General features: G+C 45.2%; 28 protein-coding genes, 2 tRNA genes, 2 riboswitches and 1 other annotated feature. Of the genes, 15 read left to right on the top strand and 15 right to left on the bottom strand.

Annotated features, from left to right (window positions below; translation table 11 throughout):
* Positions 1-158: 158 nt before the first annotated feature.
* Together ACHAL6_RS10995 and thiT are read left to right on the top strand one after the other, a co-directional pair.
* Positions 159-1,010, top strand: a complete 852-nt coding sequence (locus ACHAL6_RS10995; protein WP_395270717.1) for a DegV family protein — start codon at positions 159-161, stop codon at positions 1,008-1,010.
* A gap of 35 nt (positions 1,011-1,045) precedes the next feature.
* A riboswitch (TPP riboswitch) is annotated at positions 1,046-1,143 on the top strand.
* Between the two features lie 73 nt (positions 1,144-1,216).
* A complete protein-coding gene (thiT, locus tag ACHAL6_RS10990) occupies positions 1,217-1,900 on the top strand; it encodes an energy-coupled thiamine transporter ThiT (RefSeq protein ID WP_395270716.1) in 684 nt (227 codons plus the stop codon).
* A 70-nt stretch (positions 1,901-1,970) separates the two neighbouring features.
* Here the strand turns inward: thiT and ACHAL6_RS10985 are convergent, their stop codons facing one another.
* From ACHAL6_RS10985 to ACHAL6_RS10960, 6 genes are all read right to left on the bottom strand, one after another.
* Positions 1,971-2,861, bottom strand: a complete 891-nt coding sequence (locus tag ACHAL6_RS10985; RefSeq protein ID WP_395270715.1) for an Mrp/NBP35 family ATP-binding protein — start codon at positions 2,859-2,861, stop codon at positions 1,971-1,973.
* A 10-nt stretch (positions 2,862-2,871) separates the two neighbouring features.
* Entirely contained in the window at positions 2,872-3,696 is an 825-nt protein-coding gene (locus ACHAL6_RS10980; protein WP_395270714.1) for a hypothetical protein, read from the bottom strand.
* Positions 3,680-4,525, bottom strand: a complete 846-nt coding sequence (gene rsmA / locus ACHAL6_RS10975; RefSeq protein WP_395270713.1) for a 16S rRNA (adenine(1518)-N(6)/adenine(1519)-N(6))-dimethyltransferase RsmA — start codon at positions 4,523-4,525, stop codon at positions 3,680-3,682. The genes ACHAL6_RS10980 and rsmA overlap by 17 nt, the downstream gene beginning before the upstream one ends.
* Positions 4,518-5,069, bottom strand: coding sequence for a ribonuclease M5 (gene rnmV, locus ACHAL6_RS10970; RefSeq protein ID WP_395270712.1), 552 nt, complete (start codon positions 5,067-5,069; stop codon positions 4,518-4,520). Before rnmV ends, rsmA begins: the two co-directional genes overlap by 8 nt.
* A 127-nt stretch (positions 5,070-5,196) precedes the next feature.
* Entirely contained in the window at positions 5,197-6,387 is a 1,191-nt protein-coding gene (locus tag ACHAL6_RS10965; RefSeq protein WP_395270711.1) for a ubiquitin-like domain-containing protein, read from the bottom strand.
* A 154-nt stretch (positions 6,388-6,541) separates the two neighbouring features.
* The gene (locus ACHAL6_RS10960) at positions 6,542-7,309 is read right to left on the bottom strand and encodes a TatD family hydrolase (RefSeq protein ID WP_395270710.1); all 768 of its coding nucleotides are present in this window, start codon (positions 7,307-7,309) and stop codon (positions 6,542-6,544) included.
* Positions 7,310-7,809: 500 nt separating this feature from the next.
* On the opposite strand from ACHAL6_RS10960, the gene ACHAL6_RS10955 reads away from it, so the two are divergent.
* Together ACHAL6_RS10955 and ACHAL6_RS10950 are read left to right on the top strand one after the other, a co-directional pair.
* On the top strand, positions 7,810-8,139 hold the full coding sequence (locus tag ACHAL6_RS10955; RefSeq protein ID WP_395270709.1) for a PadR family transcriptional regulator: 330 nt from the start codon (positions 7,810-7,812) through the stop codon (positions 8,137-8,139).
* Positions 8,136-8,660, top strand: a complete 525-nt coding sequence (locus ACHAL6_RS10950; protein ID WP_395270708.1) for a DUF2812 domain-containing protein — start codon at positions 8,136-8,138, stop codon at positions 8,658-8,660. The genes ACHAL6_RS10955 and ACHAL6_RS10950 overlap by 4 nt, the downstream gene beginning before the upstream one ends.
* Positions 8,661-8,741: 81 nt before the next feature.
* Here the strand turns inward: ACHAL6_RS10950 and metG are convergent, their stop codons facing one another.
* Positions 8,742-10,661: a methionine--tRNA ligase gene (gene metG / locus ACHAL6_RS10945; protein ID WP_395270707.1), complete on the bottom strand. Its 1,920-nt coding sequence runs from the start codon at positions 10,659-10,661 to the stop codon at positions 8,742-8,744.
* A 46-nt stretch (positions 10,662-10,707) separates the two neighbouring features.
* Positions 10,708-10,945 (bottom strand) — a binding site (T-box leader).
* 167 nt (positions 10,946-11,112) lie between these two features.
* Here metG and ACHAL6_RS10940 point away from each other — a divergent pair.
* The 6 genes from ACHAL6_RS10940 to ACHAL6_RS10915 all read left to right on the top strand — a co-directional run bounded on the left by ACHAL6_RS10940 (position 11,113) and on the right by ACHAL6_RS10915 (position 13,824).
* Positions 11,113-11,188, top strand: a tRNA-Ala gene (locus ACHAL6_RS10940).
* Between the two features lie 115 nt (positions 11,189-11,303).
* On the top strand, positions 11,304-11,927 hold the full coding sequence (locus tag ACHAL6_RS10935) for a class I SAM-dependent methyltransferase (RefSeq protein WP_395270706.1): 624 nt from the start codon (positions 11,304-11,306) through the stop codon (positions 11,925-11,927).
* Between the two features lie 161 nt (positions 11,928-12,088).
* Positions 12,089-12,421 carry a CGGC domain-containing protein gene (locus ACHAL6_RS10930; protein ID WP_395270705.1) on the top strand — a complete coding sequence of 111 codons (333 nt, stop codon included), beginning with the start codon at positions 12,089-12,091 and terminating at the stop codon, positions 12,419-12,421.
* A gap of 28 nt (positions 12,422-12,449) precedes the next feature.
* Positions 12,450-13,160 carry a cysteine desulfurase family protein gene (locus ACHAL6_RS10925; protein ID WP_395270704.1) on the top strand — a complete coding sequence of 237 codons (711 nt, stop codon included), beginning with the start codon at positions 12,450-12,452 and terminating at the stop codon, positions 13,158-13,160.
* Positions 13,157-13,564 (top strand): aminotransferase class V-fold PLP-dependent enzyme, encoded by a 408-nt coding sequence (locus ACHAL6_RS10920; RefSeq protein WP_395270731.1) that lies wholly within the window; start codon positions 13,157-13,159, stop codon positions 13,562-13,564. The genes ACHAL6_RS10925 and ACHAL6_RS10920 overlap by 4 nt, the downstream gene beginning before the upstream one ends.
* 173 nt (positions 13,565-13,737) lie before the next feature.
* A tRNA-Leu gene (locus tag ACHAL6_RS10915) sits at positions 13,738-13,824 on the top strand.
* Between the two features lie 161 nt (positions 13,825-13,985).
* Here the strand turns inward: ACHAL6_RS10915 and ACHAL6_RS10910 are convergent.
* Entirely contained in the window at positions 13,986-15,227 is a 1,242-nt protein-coding gene (locus ACHAL6_RS10910; RefSeq protein ID WP_395270703.1) for an aminopeptidase P family protein, read from the bottom strand.
* A 251-nt stretch (positions 15,228-15,478) separates the two neighbouring features.
* Positions 15,479-15,581: riboswitch (THF riboswitch) on the top strand.
* 55 nt (positions 15,582-15,636) lie between these two features.
* Here ACHAL6_RS10910 and ACHAL6_RS10905 point away from each other — a divergent pair.
* Positions 15,637-16,194, top strand: a complete 558-nt coding sequence (locus ACHAL6_RS10905) for a folate family ECF transporter S component (RefSeq protein WP_395270702.1) — start codon at positions 15,637-15,639, stop codon at positions 16,192-16,194.
* Positions 16,195-16,312: 118 nt separating this feature from the next.
* Here ACHAL6_RS10905 and ACHAL6_RS10900 read toward each other — a convergent pair whose 3' ends face one another.
* The 4 genes from ACHAL6_RS10900 to ACHAL6_RS10885 form a co-directional block, all read right to left on the bottom strand.
* Positions 16,313-16,750, bottom strand: a complete 438-nt coding sequence (locus tag ACHAL6_RS10900) for an ACT domain-containing protein (protein WP_395270701.1) — start codon at positions 16,748-16,750, stop codon at positions 16,313-16,315.
* A 26-nt stretch (positions 16,751-16,776) separates the two neighbouring features.
* Entirely contained in the window at positions 16,777-17,739 is a 963-nt protein-coding gene (locus ACHAL6_RS10895; RefSeq protein WP_395270700.1) for an L-threonine 3-dehydrogenase, read from the bottom strand.
* A 12-nt stretch (positions 17,740-17,751) separates the two neighbouring features.
* Positions 17,752-18,939, bottom strand: coding sequence for a glycine C-acetyltransferase (locus ACHAL6_RS10890; RefSeq protein ID WP_395270699.1), 1,188 nt, complete (start codon positions 18,937-18,939; stop codon positions 17,752-17,754).
* Between the two features lie 185 nt (positions 18,940-19,124).
* Entirely contained in the window at positions 19,125-19,883 is a 759-nt protein-coding gene (locus ACHAL6_RS10885; RefSeq protein ID WP_395270698.1) for a hypothetical protein, read from the bottom strand.
* Positions 19,884-20,206: 323 nt separating this feature from the next.
* Here ACHAL6_RS10885 and ACHAL6_RS10880 point away from each other — a divergent pair, with 323 nt between their 5' ends.
* From ACHAL6_RS10880 to ACHAL6_RS10870, 3 genes are all read left to right on the top strand, one after another.
* A complete protein-coding gene (locus ACHAL6_RS10880; protein WP_395270697.1) occupies positions 20,207-20,449 on the top strand; it encodes a metal-binding protein in 243 nt (80 codons plus the stop codon).
* A gap of 9 nt (positions 20,450-20,458) precedes the next feature.
* Entirely contained in the window at positions 20,459-20,641 is a 183-nt protein-coding gene (locus ACHAL6_RS10875; protein WP_395270696.1) for a hypothetical protein, read from the top strand.
* A gap of 107 nt (positions 20,642-20,748) precedes the next feature.
* Positions 20,749-21,465 carry a Crp/Fnr family transcriptional regulator gene (locus ACHAL6_RS10870; protein WP_395270695.1) on the top strand — a complete coding sequence of 239 codons (717 nt, stop codon included), beginning with the start codon at positions 20,749-20,751 and terminating at the stop codon, positions 21,463-21,465.
* A 158-nt stretch (positions 21,466-21,623) separates the two neighbouring features.
* Here ACHAL6_RS10870 and rimO read toward each other — a convergent pair whose 3' ends face one another.
* From rimO to ACHAL6_RS10855, 3 genes are all read right to left on the bottom strand, one after another.
* Entirely contained in the window at positions 21,624-22,958 is a 1,335-nt protein-coding gene (gene rimO / locus ACHAL6_RS10865) for a 30S ribosomal protein S12 methylthiotransferase RimO (RefSeq protein WP_395270694.1), read from the bottom strand.
* Between the two features lie 201 nt (positions 22,959-23,159).
* Positions 23,160-24,416 carry a sensor histidine kinase gene (locus ACHAL6_RS10860; RefSeq protein WP_395270693.1) on the bottom strand — a complete coding sequence of 419 codons (1,257 nt, stop codon included), beginning with the start codon at positions 24,414-24,416 and terminating at the stop codon, positions 23,160-23,162.
* Positions 24,397-25,095 (bottom strand): response regulator transcription factor, encoded by a 699-nt coding sequence (locus ACHAL6_RS10855; RefSeq protein ID WP_395270692.1) that lies wholly within the window; start codon positions 25,093-25,095, stop codon positions 24,397-24,399. The genes ACHAL6_RS10860 and ACHAL6_RS10855 overlap by 20 nt, the downstream gene beginning before the upstream one ends.
* A 113-nt stretch (positions 25,096-25,208) precedes the next feature.
* Here ACHAL6_RS10855 and ACHAL6_RS10850 point away from each other — a divergent pair, with 113 nt between their 5' ends.
* Entirely contained in the window at positions 25,209-25,382 is a 174-nt protein-coding gene (locus ACHAL6_RS10850) for a hypothetical protein (protein ID WP_395270691.1), read from the top strand.
* Positions 25,383-25,470 lie beyond the last annotated feature (88 nt).

The raw sequence follows: 25,470 nt of genomic DNA, 5'->3' as shown, positions 1-25,470 counted from the left end.
GCACGCTGAAAATAGTAGGTGCTCGAATATACATCTATAGTGGATTCGCCAAATCTCTGTACTACTTTGTCTCTCAGGTTATTCATAGTCTCTTCATTGCTACAGCCAATCTGAAATGGTATACTTGATACAACTAAACTCGTTCGGAGGAAAATTTAATGGAAAAAATCGCAATTTTTACAGACAGTGCCTGCGACCTGCGGGACAAAGATCTCGAAGAATATGGAATCAGATTTCTGCCACTACAGATCATATATAAAGACAAAACCTATCGTGACCGTGTGGAAATCAGCGCGGATACAGTCTATGACAACTTTGAGAAGGAAGTGCCCAAAACCAGTCTTCCAAAAGGCGTTGACATCGACCAGCTATTCAAGGACCTTGTCGCTGAAGGCTATACCCACGCCATCGGTGTTCTTATTTCCGGAGGCCTTTCAGGTACAGCGAACTCTGTAAAGCTGGTAGCGCAGGAACATCCTGAAATCGAGACATTCATCTTCGATACACTGAATCTGTCCATGGCAGAAGGCATTCAGGCACTGAATGCAGCAAAAATGGTCAGAGAAGGAAAAAGCTTCAATGAAATCAAGGAAACTCTGCCAAAGCTGAAGAAGACCGTAGATACCTACTACTGCCTGGCTACCCTCGAATATCTCATCAAGGGAGGCAGAATCGGAAAAGTTTCAGGAACCATCGGTCAGATGCTGAACATCAAACCCATCATTTCCGTCAATGAAGAAGGCGTCTACTACACCGTGGACAAAGCCAGAGGTACCAATCAGGCATACAGCAAACTCATTGACATCCTGAAGGATAATCTGGAGAAAACCAAGTGCAAGGTATGGGTCATGCATGGCGGTGCGAAGAAAGAAGCGCAGAAAATCGTAGAACGCATCAAGGACCTTCCAGGGATTCTTTCTCTGGAGTATGATCAGATCAGTCCCGCACTGGGTGTTCATACAGGAAAAGGACTGGTTGGGATCTGCGTAGAGAGAATCATCGGAAAGTAGAGCCTTGACGAAGTCCCAATCGTATACTACAATCAATTTATGGCTAGGGGTGCTTAAAAAGCTGAGAGACATGATGTCAACCCTGTTACCTGATCTGGTTAGTACCAGCGTAGGGAAGCGGATAAACGAAAGTTTTAACTGTCTTACCTAAAAGTAAGGCAGTTTTTTATTTTATCCTGGCCTTTTAACAAAAGGAGGTATAAAAAATGACCCTATTTCTAAGCAGTGCCAAGGAGGCACTGAACACACTCATTGCCGAACCCGCATCACTTGCCGCCCTTGTAATCGTCCTTATGATGATCATCTTCATCATGGTGGTGAAGAAAGTGAAGCTGACACCTCTTCTCATGGCACAGATCAGTATTTCTGTTGCCATCTGCGCAGTACTGAATGCATTTCCCATGTTCAGAATGCCTCAGGGTGGAAGTGTGACCCTTGCGTCCACACTCCCCATCATCATCATGGCCTACGCCTATGGACCCGAGGTGGGCATGCTCACCGGATTCCTTTTCGGTGTGGTCAATCTGTTCCTGGGTCCCTATATCATCCATCCTCTGCAGACGCTGCTGGATTATCCGCTGCCTTTCATGCTGGTGGGTGCATCCGGTTACTTCAGAAACCGATATCTCGGCAGCATCATCGGTCAGGCTCTTAGGCTTTTCATGCATGTCCTTTCCGGAGTGATCTTCTTCTCTTCCTATGCCCCTGTCGGGCAGCAGGAAGGACTGGGCCTCTGGATCTACTCCACAGGATATAACGGTTCCTTCGTTGCGGTGGAACTGATCATTCTTCTTGTGATCCTTGCTGTGATTCCATGGGAAAGATTCATGAAGGTTCTGGAAAGAACAAAGCCCAGACTGCCCATGAAGAGCTCCACAGATCATCAGTAAACTTAACCTTCACACGAAAAAACCGCCAGGGTTCATCCCCTGACGGTTTTTTCATATACTTTTTCCGGTTCTACAGGAAAGGAATCACTTTTCTCTTCACTGCTTTGTTTCTTGCATAGATGTCCGCTTCATCGTCCTTGAACGCTTCCATGATCACATCATATTCGGGGTTGGTCGCTGCAAACCTTTCAGCCTGACCTGATTCCATATGCTCCGCGAATTCAGGATTGATCGGCAGCTCTGCAATGAGGGGAAGCCCCATTTTTTCCGCCTGACTCTCAGCTGAATTGTTCGAGAACACATTCATGCGTTCTCCGCACTTGCCGCATGTGATGTAGGACATGTTCTGGATGACACCCTTCACTGGAATCTCCAGCTTTTCTGCCATATTGACCACTTTCTGCACGATCATGGACACCATGCTCTGTGGTGTGGAAACCACCACAAGGTAGTCCACCGGGAACTGCTCCATGATGGTCATGGCCACATCTCCTGTACCAGGTGGCATATCGATCAGAAGATAGTCCAGTTCGCCCCAGTCTGTATCAGTAAACAGCTGCATCAGGACATTTCCAAGAACAGGCCCCTTCCAGAGAAGAGGCTCCTCTTCATCGATCATGAAGTTCATGGAAATGGACTTGATGCCAAGACCTGTTTCCACAGGCACGAACTTGTACACGTCCTTCACGTCAGTAGGCGCATATCCTGTCTTCTCCTTTTCCAGACCAAAGAATCTGGGCATGGATGGACCTGTGATGTCTCCATCCAGGACACCTACTTTATAACCGAGTTTTCTCAGCTGTACGGCTAAAACTCCAGTGACGGTGGATTTACCGACACCACCTTTACCGCTTATGACTCCTACGACATGCTTGATCTTGCCATACTTGGGCTTGATCAGATCGCATTTCATATCTTTCAGACATTTATTCTTTACTGCGCATGTAGCACACTTCACCATATATTACCTCCTAGAATCCTTCGGGTTTCGTATCAGAAATGATGGTTTCCCATCCTTCCATGTCATTGACATAATTTCCCAGGATATAGTAGTCTTTCTTCACATATTCAGCATTCATCTTCAATGTCACCACTGCTTTAAACACAATTGTCGTATACCCCTGGGTGTTGACCTCCAGAACCACATCCGCCGTTTCTCCGTGAGAAAGGACAACTGCACCTTCCTTCAAGGCTTCTTCCCTGAAAACTTCGATATCTCTTGAAAGCTGATACTTCAAGGTTTCTATATCATCATAGAATTTAATGCCAACGCTCTTCCCATTATACTCCTCTTTCACCGTTTTGATAAGGTCTATGAAGGATCCATAATAGATCTCCTGGAAGAACTTCGGCTTACGGATCGTGTACAGGTTCTGAATGAGGTTGTTATCGATACGATCCGTAACGGCATAACTCCCTTCCTCGTTATAGAAATTCGCCTGCTCCTGATCCGAGACTCCTGCCACATAATTGTAGTAGATTATGTGCCCCTCCATATCATGTATTTCAAACACATAATCCGGTTCATGGGAAATAATCTCTTCCACTTTCTTCGCAGTGGAGAGACTCTCATAGAGTCCTGTTATGGTGCTCTTGTCTGTGACGATGAATCTGAATCCTTTGTCTCTGGTGCTTTGGATGATGATCTTACTGATTTCCTGAGAATTCATGAACTCAAAATCAGTATTTCTGAAACCGTATTTCACCTTCAGGGAGTCCAGTCTCGTACAGCCGCCAAGAATCAGTACTGCGAGAACCAGAAGAACCAGTATGTTTTTCTTACTTGTCTTCACCACTATTCAGCTCCTTGATGATATTGGCAAGACGCGCAAACCTCTCAACAGTCAGCGTTTCTCCTCTTGCTTTGAGATCAATGTCCGCTTTCTCCAGAGCTTCTTCAATGAATTCCCTGGAATAACCCATGGCTTTGAGATTGTTTGACAGGGTCTTTCTTCTCATGTTGAAGACCTGTCTCACAAGCTTGAAGAAGAGCGCTTCATCTTTGACCTTCGCTCTAGGCTCAGAAAGCTTCGTCAGTCTTATGACCGTGGAATCCACCTTGGGTCTTGGTATGAAAGACTCAGGAGGAACGGTCCTAATGATCTTCGAGTCACAGTAGTACTGAACCAGCACCGACAGTGCACCATAATCCTTGGTGCCCGGTCCTGCGTTCATGCGCTCCGCCACTTCCTTCTGGATCATGATGGTCAGGGACTGGAAGTCCGTCTTGTCATTGAGAATCTTCGTGATGATGGGCGTAGTCACATAATAGGGCAGATTCGCCACAAGCTTTATGGAATCACCCTCTGCCAATTCACTTAGGTCCACCTTGGTGGCATCTTCATGGAGAAGCACGAAATGCTCGTACTCCTTCAGCTCTTCCTTAAGAATCGGAATCAGCTTCTCATCCAGTTCAATGGCTGTGACCTTTCCTGCCGCTTCCAGAAGCCCTCTTGTGAGGGTTCCTACACCGGGTCCAATTTCAATTACATGATCTTCCTTTGTGATTTCCGCACCTTTTATGATATCCTTCACGATATTCATGTCCACCAGGAAATTCTGTCCCAGACTCTTGGTGAAACGGAACCCGTATTTTTCCACAATCTGTTTTGTTGAATTATTCATATTTGTACTCCTCAAAGTTACTTACGATGGCTTTTTCGAATTCTTCCTTGGATATCCTGTAGGAATTCAGCCTGGACAGGAAGGAGGAAGTATTTCCGTACCCGATCCCCAAAGCCTTCCCCAGGATCTGTCTTCTCTTCTTCGAATCCTTTGCGCCAGACAGTTTGAAGAAGACCATGTCTCTGGTGCTGAACAGCACCACCTTGTCTTCCACCACCGCCTTCGCATTTTCCAGCGCTCGGATGATGGCCGCAGCATCGGCATTCTCCACACCCACGTTTCCGTTCTTCGTGCCTTCGTCTCTCATGATATAGGCATGCTTGGCAACGGGCACTCTTTTGGAGATCATCCTTCTGATTCTTTCTCCTGCATGGTCGGGATCCGTCAGAATGATGACTCCGGTTCTTTTTGCAGCTTCTCTGATCTTGTTCATGGAATCCTCATTGATTCCGTATCCGTGGACTGCAATGACCTCCGCATCCACCGCTTTCTTCACGGCGGAGATATCATCTTTGCCTTCAACCACAATCACTTCTTTTATCATATTATTATCACCTTCAAAATTTCTACCCCTTATTATAACAGAAAAACCATTATACATGAAAAAAAGGAATAGACAAGTTTTTCCACTTGAATATTCCCTGATTTCTATTTTAAAATACTATTTCATACTAGTTTAAAATATAGATGGTTACGTTTCTTCTACCCCATGTCAGTGCTGCACTGACGGAATTCATGTAAAGATCCACTCTGTTGCCTTTAATGGCTCCACCGGTATCTTCTGCAATGGCATACCCGTAGTTTTCAACATAAACCTTCGTACCATATGGAATGACTCTTGGATCTACAGCGATGGTAGACCATCCGCCTTCCACTCTTCTAGGTACGGTTCCTGTAGCAGTGATGCCATCCAGAGCATAGGCTGTGGCTTCCACAGTATAGGCCTTTGAATAACTCAGGCTGCTTGGAACAGATCCACCTCTTGATGCGATGATTGAGGATGTGGAAGGTTTCTTGACAGTCTGCACCACTTTGGTTCCTACTGCAACAATCTTGTCCACAGGCTCCTTGATCACTTCTTCGGATAATTCCACGACAGCGACTTCTACGCCGTCTTCATAGGTGATTTCCTTCGTGATCTTCTTCTCGCCCTTGACACCTTCCTGCTTCACAACACTCTTTCCTTTAAGCATAGTGCTGTCTTTCTTTTCCTGAACACCGAATGCGATGCTCTGGGTTTCTTCAATGACTTCTGAAGTCACTCTGACGATGCTCATTTTCATGCCGCTTTCAATGCGTTCTTCCAGAGCTACAGAGAATTTGTCCTTTTCGTTGAAAGGAATCTTTTCCGCTTCCAGAAACTCCTTCACCGTTTTCTCCGGTGTAAGATAAGTCTTTACTTCACCATCCGCTGTCAGTTCCACTGAAACTGCTCTATCGACCGTCATGCTCATGCCACTGATGATTGGCGCATCCAGATCTACTGATAGTTTGTCTTTTTCGTATAAAGTCACATCTTCTGCTTTTAAGAAAGCTCGTACGGTTTTTTCTGGTGTCAGATAAGACTGAACTGCTCCATCGGCAATGAGTTCCACAGGAACTGCACGATCGATCTCAATCTTGTCTGTCTTTGCTAAAACATCAGATGTATTTCTGTCTACTTTATCTTTCTTTTCCAATGTGATGCCGTTTTCTTCTAAAACTTCATCCACGGTATTTTTAAATGTTGATACTACTTGCTCTTTTCCATCGATAACAATAGTAACGTGTTTCTTCATGCTGTTTACGCTTATGGCTACTGTCAGTATGACCACCGCTGCAAACAATGAAATGAAAACACTCTTTGAAAAAAATCTTTTCATATTACCCTCCTTTGAGCTACGGACATATTATAGCTACGGGTAATTCAAGTGTCAAAAAACAGCGTTAACCATTAAATATCAATGAGTAACGCTTTTTCAACTTCTAAATATGAATAATTTGTTAACACCCGACTTCACAATCGAAAATCATAATTTATATAGAAAGTAATCGTTTTAAATTATCTGCTGTGATTTCCAGCACTTCTTCTCTTGTGAGTCCTTTGATTTCCGCAATCTTCTCTGCGACCCCAAGCAGGTAATCTGACCGGTTTCTCTTCCCTCGAAAAGGAACAGGTGCCATGTAGGGTGCATCCGTTTCGATGAGTATCCGGTCCATCGGAATTTCCTTCACCACATCAGGAAGCTTTCTCGCATTCTTGAAAGTAATCACTCCGGATACACCGATGTACCCTCCGATCTTGATGATCTCTCTGGCCATTTCCACACTTCCAGAGTAGGAATGAAATACCGATACTACATCTTTATATTCTTTTGCGATGGCGAGAATATCTTCATGAGATTCCCTATCGTGTAAAATGATAGGTAGTTCAAGGCTTTTCGCAAGCTCATACTGATCCCTCAGCACGCGAATCTGAACTTCTTTGGGCGGATTCGAATCCCAGTAGTAATCAAGTCCCACTTCTCCCACGGCTCTGAACTTTTCTCCTTTCAGAATTTCCGTCAGTTCTTTTCTCACTTCTTCACTGTATTCATCTGCATGTTCCGGATGAATTCCTACTGCTCCATAAATGAAATCATATTTTTCGGTGAGCTCCACGGTCTTTTTTACGGACGCATAGTCCGAGGACATATTAAGGATTGCTCCTACTCCATTTTCCTTCAATTCCTCAAGAAGCGTTTCACGGTCTTCATCAAACTGCTCGTCGTCATAATGGGCATGGGAGTCAAATATCTGTGCCATTTTTTCATCAACCTTTCTGTTTTCGATTTTCCGGACTTGTGAAGTGAAAACTTTACATTCATGAACGAATTGTAAACAATTAACGCGAACGTTCATAATATGTACATAAATGTATCAAACGTAGTCATTTCAATGGGTACAGCAGTTATGAAGACATCTTCACAGCTATAAACTTTCTAAATCCGGCGCTATTTGTAAGAATTCTGTCATAATATTCCAGATTTCTCATAGTAAACCCCTAGCAGAGTCATATATTTTCCGTTGCCAGAATTCCTTACTCTTTCAGTGTAACATGAATGAGTTGTTCCATAAACATCTGGTATGGGATCAGAAACTTTCCGATGGGGATTCCTTCCACCGGTTCTGATTTCTGATCCCATACCGGAACTTCCGCAGGTTCTTGATTTTTCCCGCTGATACATCTTGACGTGATGTATCACGCCATGATATACTCACTGTATCGAAACTTGATATAACAACTTATGATATAGGAGGATACAATGGATACGGAGATATTAATGAAGCAATTCCTGCCCATGACGGAAAGTGCCTACTACATCCTTCTCAGCCTCCATGAACCAAGGCATGGCTACGGTATCATGCAGCATGTGGAGGAAATCACCGAAGGAAGAATCCGGATCGGGCCAGGAACCATTTACGGAACGCTGTCAAAACTTGAAAAGGAAGAACTGATTCTACAGAAGCAGGAAACGGACCGCAAGAAAATATACAGTCTCAGTGACAAAGGGAGAGCCGTTCTTCAGCTGGAACTGAACAGACTGCAGGAACTGGTCAGAAACGGAATCAGAGAAACGGAGGTGCAGAAATGAATCGTATGAAAACCGTCTGGTACTGGTGGTGGGGATGGAACCCTGTGCACATGGAGAATATGCTCGAAAGGATGGAAGCCTCAGGCTGGAAACTCTTCCAGGTGGATTTCTTCGGTCTGCGTTTCAGATTCAGGAAAGGTCAGGAAGAGACTGTCCGGTATTCTGTGGACTATCAGCCTGAAATCGAGGAGGACTATCTGTCCATTTTCGAGGAGGACGGATGGCAGATGAAGTGGAGCGGAGGCGGCGGATGGTATCTGTGGAGAAAGGCATACACTACGCAGAGGCCTGAAATTTTCACAGAAAACAGCTCGCTTATCGAGCGGAACAACCGTCTCCTGAAACTTTTGACCCCACTGTTCTACATGCTGATCATCTTTTTCGTGATCCTTCTCATAGCTGGATATGAAAAATTTCAGTGGCTCATCTGGTTCTATGTCACCATCATCGGGCTCTATATCTATATGCTCTATCAGCTCCGAAAGTATAATCAGAAGCTGAAAAACGAGATCAGAGAGTGAAAACTGATTCCTGTAAATAAGAAGAGATGAAGTCGGAGCCGCATAGTCTGCTCCACTTCATCTCTTTCATTTACTTTTCTATTAGCTGACTACGGTTCCTTCTTCCATGTCCTGGTCCAGTCCCACCAGCGCAAGACTGTCCTTTGTCGCCGCTGCAAGAATCATGCCCTGGGAGACTTCCCCTCTCAGCTTCGCACTCTTGAGATTGGCTACGAGAATCACTTTCTTTCCGATGATGTCCTTGGGATCGTAATATTCCGCAATGCCTGAAATGACCTGACGGATTTCATTACCCAGATCCACTTTCAGCTTCAGAAGCTTCTTTGCGCCCTTCATAGGCTCGCATTCAAGAACCTTGGCCACTCTGAAATCAAGTTTCGCGAAATCGTCGATGGTGATTTCCTCTTTGAGAGGCTTGATGTCTTTCTTCGGTTTCACTTCTTCCTGAAGGGATGCCAGTTCTTCCAGTTTCTTTTCCACATCGATTCTCGGGAAGATGATTTCTCCCTTGTTCACCTTGACGCCTGACTTTGTGGCACCGAAGGATGCAACACTGTCAAAGGAGATTTCTTCCGCGCTGATCTGAACTCTGATCTTCTCTGCAGTTGTCGGCAGGAAGGGTTCCACAAGTGCCGCCACGATGCGTAGGACCTCAACGAGATTATAAAGCACGCCACCGAGTCTTCCCTTCTGCTCTTCGTCCCTTGCAAGAATCCAGGGTGTTGTTTCATCTATATACTTGTTCGCACGACCAATCAGTGTCCAGATGTGACTGAGCGCTTCCGGAATCTTCAGTCCGCCAATGGCATCGGAAACAAGCTTTGGTGTCTTTTCGCATAAAGCGATGAGATCCGCATCAAATTCTCCTTCAATCTTCTTTTCCGGAATGACGCCTTCAAAGTACTTGTCCACCATGGAAACGGAACGGGACAGAAGATTTCCAAGATCATTGGCCAGATCCGAATTGATCTTCTTTATGAACGTTTCGTTGTTGAACAGGCCATCACTGCCGAAGGGAATTTCTCTTAGGAGGAAATATCTCACTGCATCCACACCGAAATGTTCCACGAGGACCACAGGGTCCACCACATTGCCCTTGGACTTGCTCATTTTGCCTCCGTCCACCAGAAGCCATCCATGACCGAAGACCTGCTTTGGCAGCTCCACTTCCAGTGCCATGAGCATGATGGGCCAGTAGATGGTATGGAACCTTAAGATGTCCTTGCCGATGAGATGCACATCCGCCGGCCAGTACTTCTTGAAGAAGTCTGTATTCTCGCTGCCGTATCCCAAAGCGGTGATGTAGTTTGAAAGTGCATCGATCCATACATAGACCACGTGCCCCTCATCAAAAGTCACCGGGATTCCCCAGTCAAAGCTGGTTCTTGAAACGCACAGGTCCGTAAGACCAGGTCTTAAGAAGTTGTTGAGCATTTCATTCTTTCTGGACTCCGGCTGGATAAAGTGAGGATTCTCCTCAATATGCTTAATGAGTCTGTCCGCATATTTGCTCATCTTGAAGAAGTAGGCTTCTTCCTTGGCCTTTTCCACGGCTCTTCCGCAGTCCGGACATTTGCCGTCCACCAGCTGTGAATCTGTCCAGAAGGACTCATCCGGTGTGCAGTACCATCCTTCATATACACTCTTGTAGATGTCTCCCTGATCATAAAGCTTCTTGAAGATATCCTGTACCGCTTTGATATGGTAATCATCTGTGGTTCTGATGAACTTATCATAGCTGATGTCCATGAGTTTCCACAGATCCTTGATGCCCGCTACAATATGATCCACGTAGTCTTTCGGTGTTACCCCTTTTTCTTCGGCCAGTCTCTGGATCTTCTGTCCATGTTCGTCACTTCCAGTGAGGAACATCACGTCATATCCGTCTTTTCTCTTGTATCTTGCCAGAGCATCCGCCGCAACGGTGGTATAGGTGTTCCCAATGTGAAGATTTGCGGATGGGTAGTAGATCGGGGTTGTGATGTAATAAGTTTTACTCATTCTTTAATTCCCTCCTAAAATATAAAAAATCTCTATGGCTGTAAGCCATAGAGACGTATTCAATACGTGTTACCACTCTATTTCGCATCTGCCTCGCAGCATCGATGCCTTTAAAGGTGATGCAGATCACCTAAGGCCATGTAACGGTAGCACCCGTGCATCCTGAGCTATTCAGATGCAAGACTCCGAGGCCATCTTCCGAAACTTCTCTCCTGCCTCTCTTTCACCATGCGTAGGCTCTCTATAAGGATTCCATCTCGTACTCTTCTCTTCTTCGTCTTTCAGTCTATATCGTATTTCATTCTAGCAAAGAATCAGGGAATATGCAATGCATCTCTTTGGTTTTCAGCCTCGAAGACTTCAGAAAATTCACATGAAGAACTGCTGCCCCTGACTTTTTATAATAATCTATAGATATTTGCCCTTTCCTGTACTATAATATACTTTGTACGGGGGCGTAGCTCAGCTGGGAGAGTGCCACACTGGCAGTGTGGAAGTCGTGGGTTCGAGTCCCATCGTCTCCACCATAAATAAACCGTAACAGCAAAGGAATCTCCTTACAGCAAGGAGGTTCCTTTGCTGTTTTCCTGCCGGAATTTCCTTCTTTCTGCATTCCACTGAACTTGACACAAGGAGGTCACTATGAAGAAAGAGAATCCCTTTGACAATGAAGTAAGGAACTATGAAGAATGGTTCAAGATCAATGATCAGCTTCTGGAATCGGAACTGGATGCCATATATCAAGTGCTGCCTTCTACTGGAACCGGCATCGAAATCGGTGTAGGCACAGGCATTTTCGCGTCGAGGACGGGAGTGAAATTCGGAATCGAGCCTTCACAAAACATGGCTGAAGAAGCCATCAGAAAAGGAATCTGCGTTACAATCGGTACCGCAGAAGATCTTCCTGCTGAGGATGCAGCCTTTGATTATGCCATGATGATTACAGTGGACTGTTTTCTTTCCGATTTACCGAAGGCATTTGAAGAAATCCATCGGATCCTCAAACCTGACGGAATTCTGATCATCGCCTTTCTGGATAAAGCGACACCACTGGGCGCACTCTATGAAAAGAACAAGCATCTTCATGAAAGCTATAAAGATGCTGTTTTCCATACCTCTTCGGAGATGGAGATCTTTCTTGAGCAAGCGGATTTCATCGTCCAGGCGAAATATCAGACCATATTCTCACTGGAGAATATTTATCAGAAGCCCATTGAAGGCTCTGGAGATGGTATCTTCTGTGTTTTCAGCGCGAAAAGAAAATAACGGGATTTCAGACTTGCTGCCGTTCCTGTCGTTTCACCGGAAGAGATGTTCTTACTTTCATTGACACGGAATACCCCTGATGGTATATTTTACTAGACCTTGTTCTCGATAATCAGGAAACAGGGAACTATGAAAATAAGATCATATCGGGGAGATGTTATATGAAAATCGGATTAATCAGATGCCTGCAGACAGAGGATATGTGCCCTGGCACCATCTGTTTTAAAGTCATGAGCATCAATAAACTTGCCTTTAAGGATGTTCTTGAGGATATTGAAATTGTCGGAGTGAACACCTGCGGGGGATGTCCCGGCAAAAAGTCTGTCACCAGAGCTGCGGAAATGGTGAAACGTGGGGCGGAAGCCATCGCATTCGCATCCTGCATCACCAGAGGGAATCCCATCGGATTCGCCTGCCCTCATGCGGAACAGATGATCGCCGCTGTGGAGAAGAAAGTCGGAGAAAGCGTGAAGATTTTCGACTATACGCACTGAAGCACCGAAAAGATGAAGGAGAAAAATCATGATATATCTGGATTACAACGCCACGACTCCCATAGATGAAGAAGTCGCCACTGCTATGCTGCCCTATCTCTATGGAACCTTCGGGAATCCATCCAGTGGTCATGCTTTCGGATTTTCCGCCAGAAAACCCATTCTAGAAGCACGCCTTCAGGTGGCAGCCCTGTTGGGCTGCGATGCCGAAGAAATCGTATTTACCAGTGGTGGCAGTGAATCCAACAATATGGTTATAAAAGGTGTCGCCCACACCTACAGGAATAAGGGAAATCACATCATCACGTCTCAGACGGAGCACCCTGCGATCATGAAACCATTAAGCTATCTGGAAGAGCTTGGGTATGTGGTCAGTTATGTTTCAGTGGACCAGGACGGATTAGTCGATCCAGATGAAATTGATGGCCTCATCACATCTGAGACCATTTTGGTGACCATCATGCATGCCAATAATGAAACGGGGACCATTCAGCCCATCAAAGAGATTGCAGAGATCTGTGGCCGGAGAAACGTGCTTTTCCACACTGATGCTGCCCAGTCCATAGGGAAAGTGCCTGTGGATGTAAGAGAGCTTGGTGTTGATTTTCTTACTGTGGCAGGGCATAAACTGTATGCACCAAAAGGTGTAGGTGCTCTATTCATTCGTGACGGCATCGAAATTGAACCACTGATTCATGGAGCCGGTCATGAGAGCGGCAGACGAGCAGGCTTTACCTGATCCTTGAAGTCGGATTAGGTAAAGCCTGCGAAATCGCCCAGGATAGGCTGCAGCATTCGGACACCAAAGATCTCACAGATTATTTCTACCGCACCCTGAAAAAGAAGTTCGGTGAAGCCATCGTTCTTAATGGGCATCCGGAGAAGAGACTGCACAATACGCTGAACATCTCTTTTCTCGGTCACAACGGTCACGAAATAATGCAGTTTATGAAAGACATTGCTGTCTCTACAGGTTCAGCATGCCATACCGGTATGACTGCCATTTCCCCTGTCTTGAAAGCCATGGGCGCTGATGAGGAAACAGGAAGAGGTGCAGTACGATTCAGTCTGGGAAGATATACCACCAGAGAAGAACTTGATGTTGTGGTCAGCAGGTTATCCGATTTCATGGATGACAATTGATTGCTTGCCTAGATATATAATCTTTCAGAAGCAGGAAAATAAAACACCCTTCTGCACTGGGCCTGAACACATTTCCTGTTTCTGATCATTTCATTTTCTATTTTTTAAAAAAATATTGAATAATGTTCTTGAAAAAACAGAAGAAAAGCTGTAAAATGAAATAGTTGACTTATGCAGATATGGCGGAATTGGCAGACGCGCTAGCTTCAGGTGCTAGTGGGGGCAACCTCGTGCAGGTTCAACTCCTGTTATCTGCACCAGCAGAAAAAGACTTCATTTCAGAATGAAGTCTTTTTTCATGCCTTTTTTTCAATACACATCACAACTTCATTGAATCATCAGCAGAACGAATAAAGCAGAGGTCTCTCATACCGTCCGTATGAGAAATCTCTGCTTTTCATTTCCTGCAATCCTTCCGCTTCTATCTGGTGGCCAGAAATTTCTCCACTTCATCAGGCGTGATGAGGATGTCCTTGGACAGATTCTCACAGCCGTCATTCGTGATGAGAATATCATTTTCCAGTCTGATTCCGATGCTTTCTTCCTCGATATAGAGTCCAGGCTCTACAGTGATGACCATACCTTCTTCCAGAATCACATCACGCTTCCCTACATCATGGGTATCAAGGCCCAGATAATGGGAGGTATTATGATAGTAGTACTTCCTTACATCCTCATCCTTCTCGATGAGCCCCAGAGCCTTCAGCTCCCTGGCATAGATTTCATGGACCAGTTCGTTGATTCTGCTGTAAGGCACCCCAGGCTTCAGCATCTTCAGCACTTCATCATGGGCTTTCAGGACCAGTTCATAGAAGGTTCTCTGCCTTTCCGTGAACTTACCGCTCACAGGGAAGGTTCTTGAGATGTCTCCATGATAATACTCATACTGTGCACCCAGGTCCAGCAGCACCATTTCATTCTCTTTCACTTCCTGATTGTTGGCCACGTAATGAAGCACGGTGGCATTATGGCCGCCGGCACAGATGGTGGTGAAGGCGAAATCCTTCACACCGCGGGACTTCAGTGTGAAGTCGAAATAGGCCTCCATCTCGTTCTCTTTCATACCAGGTTTGGCATGCTTCATGAGATTCAGGATGCCTTCCCCGGTGATTTCGATGGCTTTTCTGATCTTATCCACTTCTTCGGAGGATTTGATCACACGCAGTGCACAGATCTCGTTGTAGATGTTTTTCACCTTCACCTGAGGATACTTCGATAGAATCTCTTTGGCAAAAGCCACTCCTCTGGTGTCTAATGAGTCATAGCTGTCCTTCTCCATATCCAGGTAGATTCTGTACAGATCTTCCTTTGCGATGGACAGGTTGAGAAAACCATCAAAAGTGTCCAGATATTTTATATCCTCCACACCGGATACTTCCTTCGCCTTTTCAGGAGAGATGGTTTCTCCCACCCATTTCACCATCACCGGATCTCTTCTTTTGATGAAGAGGCTTTCCGTGATCTTTCCTTCCTGCTTCTTCACGGCCAGAATCACATGTTCCTCATCAATTCCTGTCATATAGTAGAAATTGCGGTTCGGAGTGAATTTGTACGCTTCATCCGCTGTCTTCTTGGGTGCCTGTCCGGCAAAAAGAAGCAGCATGGAATTGTCTTTCATCATTTCACCGATTTTATTTCTTCTGCTTACATGAAAATCTTTCATTCTTTTCCTCCTCAAGGATATTTTTTCAGTCTCTTACTAAATTGTAACACACTATGACGAAAGCCTTAACAGAGGAATCGATTATTTCTGCACCACAGGATAAGGTTCTGTAGCTCTCTTTTCATGATGAAATTGAACGAAAATACCCCTCATGGAAAACAGATCAGTCAGGCAGAAGCCTGTTCATCTCATAACAGTTATATTTCATGCCCCCGTTGAAAATACGCCGGTGATTGTTTACAATAGAGACAGGCAAAGTAGGAATAGATGCGTTAAGTGCCAGTAGGACGGGAAGTTGCCGCTGGACGAAAAACCTCATGGAGGTTTACGGTGTTTATTCCGCATTCCGTTGCCACAGAAGAGTCTTCTCTTTGTGTGGTTATTTCACCAATAAGGGAGGTCATTTTTTATGGAAAAAATGATAAGTTTATTCAAGTTGTCCGCACAAGAGATGAAGAAAACCAGAGTCATCGCTCTGGGCGGCATGTTCATCGCCATCAGCGTGGTTCTGTCTCTGTTTAAGGTTCCTCTAGGGCCTACACTGCAGATCAGCTTCGCTTCTCTGCCCATCGCCGCAGGCGGTATGCTCTTCGGTCCTTTCGTTGGCGCCATCATCGGATTCGTCAGTGATATTCTGGGTTATATCGTCCGTCCTCACGGATTCTTCTTCCCAGGCTTCACCCTGAACGCCATACTCATCGGCATGTTCTTCGGATTCTTCTTCTACAGGAAGAAGCTCACCTTCATGAGCGTGCTTCTAAGCGCACTCGTGATCACCGTGGTGATCAATCTGGGGCTGACTACCCTCTGGCTGAGTATGATGTACGGAGATGCCTTTATAGCGCTCCTTGGCGCAAGAGTCATAAAGAACCTCATTGAATTCCCAGTCTACACCTCTCTGCTCTTCATGGTGCTGAAACTGGTGGAGCGGCTGAGAGAGCGGATGAAATCACTGAGTAGCATGTGATGCTTATCCATACTGTACATGACGTGATCGTACTTAAAATAAAACATACCGGATTTCATCTTCTGAAATCCGGTATGTTTTTTATCTGTATTCCGATTGACTCAACTTCAATCAGTATTTATTCCACAGCCACCAGCTGCACGTTGATGATGTATTCTTCCTGATCGAAACTGTCCAGAAGCTCCTTCACACTCATGCTCATTTCTGAAGTATCCACGGTGAGATTCACACTTGCCGCATTATTGATCGGAATATCCTGATTGATGGTTATGATGTTGGCTTTCGATTCTCTCAGCTTTTCAAGTATTCTGGAAAGCACACCCGCTTCATGGCTGATAAGAAATGAAAAGGTCGCTTTTCTTCCCTTGCTTCCTTCCGAAAGCAGAAACACATGATCCTTGTACTTATAATAAGCACTTCTGGAGATGCCTACCGCTTTTACACCTTCGCTGATGTCCTTGACCTTTCCCGTGTGAATCAGTGTTTTGACTTCCAGCACCTTGGAAAAAATCTCCGGCAGAATCCTGCTGTTTACAATATACAGTTCATCGTCCATTTTAGTCACCTTCTTCGCATTTTTTATTATCTGTCTGTTACACCAAGTTTTACTCTCAGTTTTTCCAGCATATCGATGGTCATGGTTTCCAGATTGTATCTGGTCTTGAATCCCCACTCCTCAATGGCTGCTGAGTAATCGATGCTGTCAGGCCAGTTATCTGCTATGCCCTGTCTAACAGGATCCACATGATAGGTCATCTTGAAATCCTTGATGTGCTTCCCGATTTCCCTGGCGATCATTTCAGGATCGAAAGACATGGCAGAGATATTGAATGCATTTCTGTGAATCAGTTTCGAAGGATCCGCTTCCATAAGCTGGATGATGGCATCCAGTGCATCTGGCATATACATCATATCCATGAAGGTTCCCTTGTCTATGTAGGATTCATAGGATCCCTTCATAAGGGCATCATAGTAGATGTCCACTGCGTAGTCTGTGGTTCCACCTCCAGGAGGTGTCACATACCCGATGAGTCCAGGGAATCTTACGCCTCTGGTGTCCAGGCCGAATTTCTGGAAGTAGTAGTCGCATAGAAGCTCTCCGGAAACCTTCGTCACGCCATAAATGGTCGTGGGTCTCTGAATGGTATCCTGAGGCGTTGCGATCTTCGGTGTACTGGGACCGAAGGCACCGATGCTGCTGGGGGTGAAGAACTGTGTATCATTTTCACGAGCCACTTCCAGCGCGTTGACAAGACCACCCATGTTGATGTTCCATGCCAGCTGCGGATTGGCTTCCGCAGTTGCTGACAGAAGCGCTGCCAGATGAATGATGGTATCCACCTTTTCCTTCTTCACGATATCAGCCATATTCTGTGCATCCAGCACATTCAGAATCTCAAAAGGTCCTGCCAGAAGAGGTGAATCTTCATCCGGTCTTCTGATGTCTGTTCCGATGACGTTATCCACGCCATACTGCTCTCTTAGTACAGTGGTCAGCTCTGAGCCAAGTTGTCCCATGGCTCCAGTTATGAGTATTTTCTTCATGCTTTGTCTCCCTTAAATTACACCTAATTCTTTTCCTACTTTTTCATAGATTCTCACTGCTTCCATGAGCATCTCTTTTGTATGCTCAGCTGTGGGCATGTTTCTCACCCTTCCTGTACCTAGTGGCACTGTAGGGAATACGATGGACTTTGCATAGACTCCTTCTTCATTCAGTCTCTTCGAGAACTTCTGCGTGAGGTTTTCATCCCCGATGATCACTGGTGTGATCGGTGTTTCCGAATGTCCGATGTCAAAGCCGAGATTCTTCAGCTCTTCCTTCAGGAATTTTCCGTTTTCCCACAGTTTCTCATTAAGAGACGGATCTTCTTCCATGATGGTGATGGCTTCGATGCAGGCAGCAGCGTTGGCTGGCGTCAGGGATGTGGAGAAAAGGAACGGTCTGGCTCTGACTTTCAGCCAGTCGATGAGGTCCTTGCTTCCCGCCACATATCCACCTACAACACCGATGGCTTTTGAAAGTGTACCCATCTGGAAGTCGATATCCTTGGCATGACCGAAGTGCTTCACTGTTCCTGCTCCTTTGCCCATGACACCTGAACCGTGTGCATCGTCGATGTAGGATATGATATCCAGCTCCTTGCAGACTTCAACGATTCCGTCGATATTCGCCACATCGCCATCCATGGAGAATACACCGTCACTGATGTACATGATCTTTTCGTAAAGACCGGACTCGATGGCTTCTTTTCCCTTGGCTCTCAGATCGTCCATATCCTGGTGCTTCACTCGGATGATCTTTGCACCGGACAGTCTGCATCCGTCAATGATGGAGGCATGATTCAGTTCATCTGAAAGAATCGCATCCTTCTTGGTCATGACGGCAGAGATGGCTCCCATGTTGCAGTTGAATCCGGACTGGAAGGCGATGGCCGCTTCTGTTCCCTTGAACTTCGCAATCTTCTCTTCCAGCTCCACATGGATGTCCATGGTTCCGTTGATGGTTCTCACCGCACCGGCACCTACTCCATATTTGTCTGTTGCATCCTTAGCGGCTTTCTTCAGTCTTTCATTGCCCGCAAGGCCCAGATAGTTGTTTGAAGAGAGATTGATCAGCACTCTTCCATTTATCGTGATCTTTGGTCCGTTACTTCCTTCTAATACGTCAATTTCATTGTAGAGACCTTTTTTCTTCAGGTCATCCAGATTTTCTGTCAGGAATCTTTCCAGTAGCTTACTCATTTCAAAACCTCCTGTGTTCTTCGTGTATTTACAAATAGTTCTATTTGTCCATATACTTCATTATAGCAGACAGAGAAAAGTTATAAAACCTCTCCACGAGAATTTGACTGTTTATTAAGAAATCCTTTACATAAAAGAGCAGAATGACAAAAAGAGCAAGGTCATATCATAAAAACTGATATCCCTTACTCTTTCTCTGTTTTTCTCAGTTCATGCCTGAGCTTTATGATCTGTTTCAGTTCTGAAACCGAAAGATTATTCTCCTTGTTTCTGTGGAGGATCCCATGACAGTTCTCACAGATGGGTATGAAGTCCTTCTCGATGTCGTATTCCTCCATACGGTTCTCATCTCTTATGATGTGATGAATCTGAATATATCCCCTGGCCACATCACCATAATAATTCTCGTAATTGAATCCGCAGATGGCGCAGCTCATGCCTTTGCGCTTCAAAACCTTCATTCTGATTTCCGGATCGTTTTCAAATCTCGCTTTCACGCCGTAGATGAACTTGTCCGCATGAAGCATATATTCCCTGGCATCTCTTTCCACATCTTCCGGAAAGATGATGTCCGCATTGAATGTCTTCTTGTCGATCTTCTGAAGCCTTAATAGCGGCGTGCTTTCTTCTCTGATTTCATAGCCGTAGCTTTCAAACACATATTTGGAAGTGACGTTGCTGAGTTCTCTTGTAAGATCTTTTCCCCACCTGAGCTTACCTCGAAGCCTTTTGTAGTCATCCAGGTAAAGCACTCCATAAAATTCGGTCTTGTTGTAATGGATGGTGATGTCCCATCTGTCATGCTTTTCCATCTCATGGAAATGGAAGAAATCTCTCAGGTAATTGGGAATCCTGATTTCACCATAGGTCAGAAGAGATTTGTCTATTCTTTTGATGATGATATCGTCATCAATGACTTCGAAGGAATTGAACGACTTCTGCACGGGAATCCCACCACCTTTCCTGATTATTTAGACCAGAGACAGAAACCTCATGAAATTTTTCAAAATCACAGCTTATTCCATCATGAATTTTCGACATCCCCGATTCGCTGTTTTTTCAAGGGCTTCAGGGGAAATGTTCATGCACCGCTCATTATCCCGCTGAATAATCGATATAAAATTCTGTCTATTACCTATTATAAATTATAACAATGCTTTTCTCCACCAATAAAATAAACTTTTTTACTTAGCCCAGTTTTCTTTGTTGCATTAAATGAATCTTAGTGCTAACATAATGAAGAATTATTCCTAAGGGAGGCTAACTAGTGAATTTAAATGAAGTAATGAAATTCGTGGAAAGTGAATATATAGTGATCAACAACACCCCGTGCGAAATCTGCGGTGGAGATTTCCTCACAGAATCTGTAGGACTCACCTTTGAGAACGGGAAACCTGAAAATATTACACACTGTGTCTGTGAAAACTGTGGTCATGAAAGAGAATTTTCTTTCAGAGCACCTTTCATCGGCGCCATGAATCAGGAACCAGAACACGAAGAATTAAATTAGAGGTGAAGCATGAAAAAGGAAATCATTGATGCCATCAACAAGGATATTGAAGATGCACTGACAGAAGTATCAGATATGGAAGCGATTCTAGGAGAAGAGCCTGCACAGGATCTCATCAAGGAAAAGTTCAGGTCCCTTTCAGAGAAAGTATCCAGTCTTGAATCACTGCTGAAAAAAGAGGGTATCCTCTAATGGAAACAGAATGCATCCGCATTCTGTTTTTTTATTGATAATTATTCTCATACGTGTTTTACTGAATCTAGAGATAAATCAACATAAATGAAGGACAGGTGAAACCCATGCTATTAGAAACAGGCTGCGGATGCTCATGCGAAGGCTGCAAGAAAAACGGCGTCACATGTGTGGATAAAATCAGTCTTTTTGACTCTCTTTCCACTGAACAGAAAAATCTCATTCTTTCAAAGTCTCTGCATAAGAGCTACGAAAAAGGTGAACTCATCTTCTCTCCTGGCGACCCTGGAGACAATCTCTACATCATCAACAGCGGAGAAGTGAAAATATACAAACTGTCCAGTCAGGGGAAGCAGCAGATTCTCCATGTGCTGGGACCCAAGGATTTCCTCGGAGAACATGCGCTCTTTGACCAGAAACCCATCATGAACTCTGCAGAGGCCATGAAAAAGACCAACATCTGCATACTGAAAGGCTCCGACATCAGAGATCTGATCATGGAGCATCCGGAGATGGGCCTGAAAATTCTGGCTCAGTATGCCAAAAAGAACGTTCAGGTGCTGGCCATCGTGGAATCCATGGGACTTTATGATGTGGAGCAGAGAATCGCAAAGTATCTTCTGGACCTCTCAAGAGAGTTCTCCATGGGTGCATTCCGGCTTCCCTTCAGCAAGGGGACCCTGGCCAGCATCATCGGAACTTCTCAGGAGACCCTGTCCAGAAAACTCTCCAGTATGCAGGAGGAAGGAATCCTTGCTCTGTCAGGACAGAGAAACATCGAGATTCTCGATATGGAGCGTCTGGAAGAGATTCTGGAAGGCTGAAAGCAGATCCATCATCGAAAAAGACCATTATAAAGGGCATTCGTATCATAAGTATACGAATGCCCTTCTTTGTCTTCTTATTGCTCATTGATATTCCTGATTTGATTTTGGACTTCAGTCTCCCCTAGAGGATTAGATCTTCAGGTTTCCTCACTGCTTTATACTGATGCCGCAAGCTCCCCCACAAGATCATACTCCATGGCTTCTGTGATCACAACCTTCACAAAGGAGCCGACCATGAGCTCCTCCCTGGAATCAATCAGCACCATGCCGTCGATCTCCGGTGCCATCTCGTAGCTTCGACCGTAATATCCGTTTTCATCCAGCCCTTCCACCAGCACGTCATAGACTCTTCCGATTTTCTTCTCATTGACTTCTCTGCTGACTTCCTGCTGCCGGGTCATGATGAGATCCAGCCTCTTTTCCTTGTCCGCCTTCTTCACCTGTCCCTTCATGAGGGCTGCCGCCGTGCCTTCTTCCTTGGAATAGGTGAACACGCCCAGCTTATCAAACTTCACTTCCTTCACGAAGTCATAAAGCTCCATGAACTCCTCTTCCGTTTCCTGAGGGAATCCGACAATAAGAGAGGTCCTTAGCACAATCTCAGGCACTTCCTTTCTCAGCTTCTCGATGAGTGTCAGAATGCCATCCTTTGTGGTTCTTCTGGCCATTCTTTTCAGGACACTGTCACTGATATGCTGAATGGGCAGATCCAGATACTTCACCACTTTTTCATTGTCTCTGATCTCCGCAATGAGCGCATCGTCAAACTCTTCAGGATAGAGATAAAGCACTCTGATCCAACGGATGCCTTCGATCTCCTTCAGCTTCTGTAGCAGCAGCGTCAGGCTCTTCTTTCCGTAGATGTCCGTGCCGTATCTTGTGGTATCCTGTCCCACCACGATGATTTCCGAAACACCGCCATCGGCCAGGATCTTCGCCTCTTCCAGGATGTTCTCCATGGATCTGCTTCTGTATCTTCCCCTGATCTTCGGAATGATGCAGTAGGTACAGAAATTGCTGCAGCCTTCGGAGATTCTAAGGTAAGCTGTCTGTCCAAACCCTGTGGTGAGAACACGCTCTCCTTCATTGATTCCTTCTTCCAGGTAATCAATGGCCATGATCTTTTCTTTGGTTTTGATGAACTTCTCCACATACTGGTCCAGGAACCCGTAGTTGTTCACCCCTAGAATGATATCCAGCTCCGGCATGAGCGTAAGCAGCTCTTCTCCGTATCTCTGGGTCAGGCATCCTGTGGCCATGAGCAGTTTGCAGTTATGATGCTTCTTGTAGTCCGCCATCTCCAGGATGGTGTCGATGGACTCCTGCTTGGCGCTTTCGATGAAGCCGCAGGTATTGACGATGATGATCTCCGCTTCCTTCGGATCTTCTGTCAGTTCATATTTATTTTTCAGCATACCCAGCATGATCTCCGAATCCACTCGATTCTTGTCACAGCCGAGACTGATCAGTCCGATTTTATATTTCTCCAAATCTTTTCTCCCCGTTTCCCTCAAATAGTAGTACACACATTGCACTGATTTCTTTCAGTTCCGGTATATTATATCTTTAATCGGCGAAATTGCCAATATTTCTCTTTCAAGAAATTTTCTTGCGAAAAACCAGTGTGAAACTGAAAAAAACCATCCGGAACAGCCTGAACTGTGTATCATTCTGCTCCAGATGATTTTTATCTATGCTTTTTCTTTCGGTTTCCCGTTTCGGTTCTTATTTTCCTTGGGCAGCTGCACTTCTATGATGGTGCCGCCCTCTTTTCTTCTCTGCGCGGTGATGGTTCCACCATGACAGTCCGTAATCCATTTTGCGATGGAAAGGCCCAGCCCGGTACCACCGTTGTTCCTGTTTCTTGCCTTGTCTTCTCTGAAGAATCTGGTGAATACCTTATTAAGGTTTTCCTCCTTGATTCCCACGCCGTTGTCCATGACACGGATGATACCCCTGTCCTTGGTGGAAGATATCGCAAGTTCTATAATGCCCTCATCCTTGGTGTACTTCAAAGCATTGTCCATGAGGATGATCAGCAGCTGATGAAGATTTTCATAATTTCCTTCAATAACCACTTCTTCGGAAGGAGGGGCATACATGAATTTCTTGTTCTGGATCATGGCGAATTCCCCATAGATGATGGCGATGTCATCGCCCAGTTTTCTGAGGTCAAACCGCTCCACCTTATCAAGGGTTGCCCCTGCATCGGCTCTTGTGAGAATCATGAGATTGGAAACCATTCTTGAGATTCTTCTGCTTTCACGAAGGGCCGGTTCGATGTACTCGTACTTATCGATGATCTTCTCTTCCGGATTTCGAAGCAGTCCTTCCAGACGGCTCTGAATCACGGCAATGGGTGTTCTCAGCTCATGAGAAGCATCCTGAAGAAAAGCTCTTTCCTTTTCGATGGATTCCTTCATGGGCCGTATGGTGGCGTTGGCCAGCACATAACTGATGCCGATGGAAGTAAGGATGATGAGGATGCTGCCGTTTATGAGAATCTTCTTGAGACTGTTCAGCACCCTGATATCCGAATCGATGTTGTAGAGCACCTGGACTTCTCTTAGTTCATCTTCCAGAAACAGATTGAAGCGCACGGTTCTGTAGTGTCCCCCTTTATAGGAGATGGTTCTGATCTCTTCCAGAGGAATATCCTGAATCTCACTGAGACCGTCCCGATAGAATTCCGTTAAAGGAAACTCGGGGTCGAGTTTTCCGTCACTCCCTCTTACAATGGTGATGGTTTTGGGATTCAGCGGAAGCGCCACCCTGAGCTCTCTGTCATAGACCCGCTGCACTGCGGATTTAAAAAGCATCAGGTCCTGATCCACCTTGCTGATCTGGTTTGTGGAAACAAACATGAAGATGCTTACCGCAAACAAAAGGATGATGACGAAAAAGGCGGATACGTAACCGATGATGATCCTAAGCTTTTTCTTCTTCATCCGACTCTTCCTCCACAGAGAACATATACCCTAATCCCCTGACGGTCTTGATAGGAAGTGTATATCCGTAATTTTTCAGTGCTTTTCTGAGATTGGACACGTAGACTTCCACGACACTGACCATGGTGTCGGAATCAAATCCCCAGATTCTGTCAAAAATCTGCTCCTTGGTCAGGATGGTGTCCTTATTGGAGATGAGATACTCCAGAAGATCATACTGTTTTCCCTGAAGAAAGATCTCCTTGTCCCTTAGAAACACTCTCTTGGACTTTCTCTCCAGTGTCAGATCCTTATATTTAATGGTTGCGATATCCATGAGTCTGCCGCTTCTTCTGAGAACCGCTTCCACTCGGGCGAGCAGTTCTTCTCTGAAGAAAGGCTTGACGATGTAGTCGTCTGCACCCAGTTTCAACCCTTTGATCTTGTCATCCAGGCCGTCTTTTGCCGTGATCATGATCACCGGCGTCGTGATCCCCTGTTTTCTGAGATTCTCCAGTACTTCATAGCCGTTCATCTCAGGCATCATGATGTCCAGAAGAATGCAGTCATATATATCCTTTTCTGCCTCATAAAGTCCCTCTTCTCCATCGCGGGCAAGATCCACAGAAAAACTGTCACTTAAGTAATCTGCTATGGACTCCGCCAGGAGCTTATCGTCCTCTATTATCAACATTTTCATTGTTTTCACCTCTACCTAATCAACAAAGCGACACGCACAATATTTAAGAAAGCTTGTGCTATAATGGATTATAAACTTTTATAATTAAACTTGTCTTAAAGGAGGCGCGTCCCTTGGATTTCATCGTAATAGCCTTGTCCTTTTTTGCGATTGTAGTGGTTTTGAAAATCATGAAATCAGCATTCAAATTTGTACTTACTGTAGCCATTTTATTTTTCATTGCCTACTATCTGGACCTTCAGGGAATCATCGACATCAGTCCCTTCCTGGATATGCTTGGCATCTGATCGATTAAAGATCATTGTAAGGAAGAGAGTCGGTTGCAGGACACAGAAAGAGGAAGAGAAACAGGATGCCGCAGGCTCCTTTCTCTTC

The organism is Proteiniclasticum sp. C24MP (assembly GCF_043951855.1).
Classification (GTDB): Bacteria; Bacillota; Clostridia; order Clostridiales; family Clostridiaceae; genus Proteiniclasticum.
The sequence above is the reverse complement of the archived record's forward strand: the minus strand, read 5'-3'. Positions and strand labels throughout refer to the sequence as shown.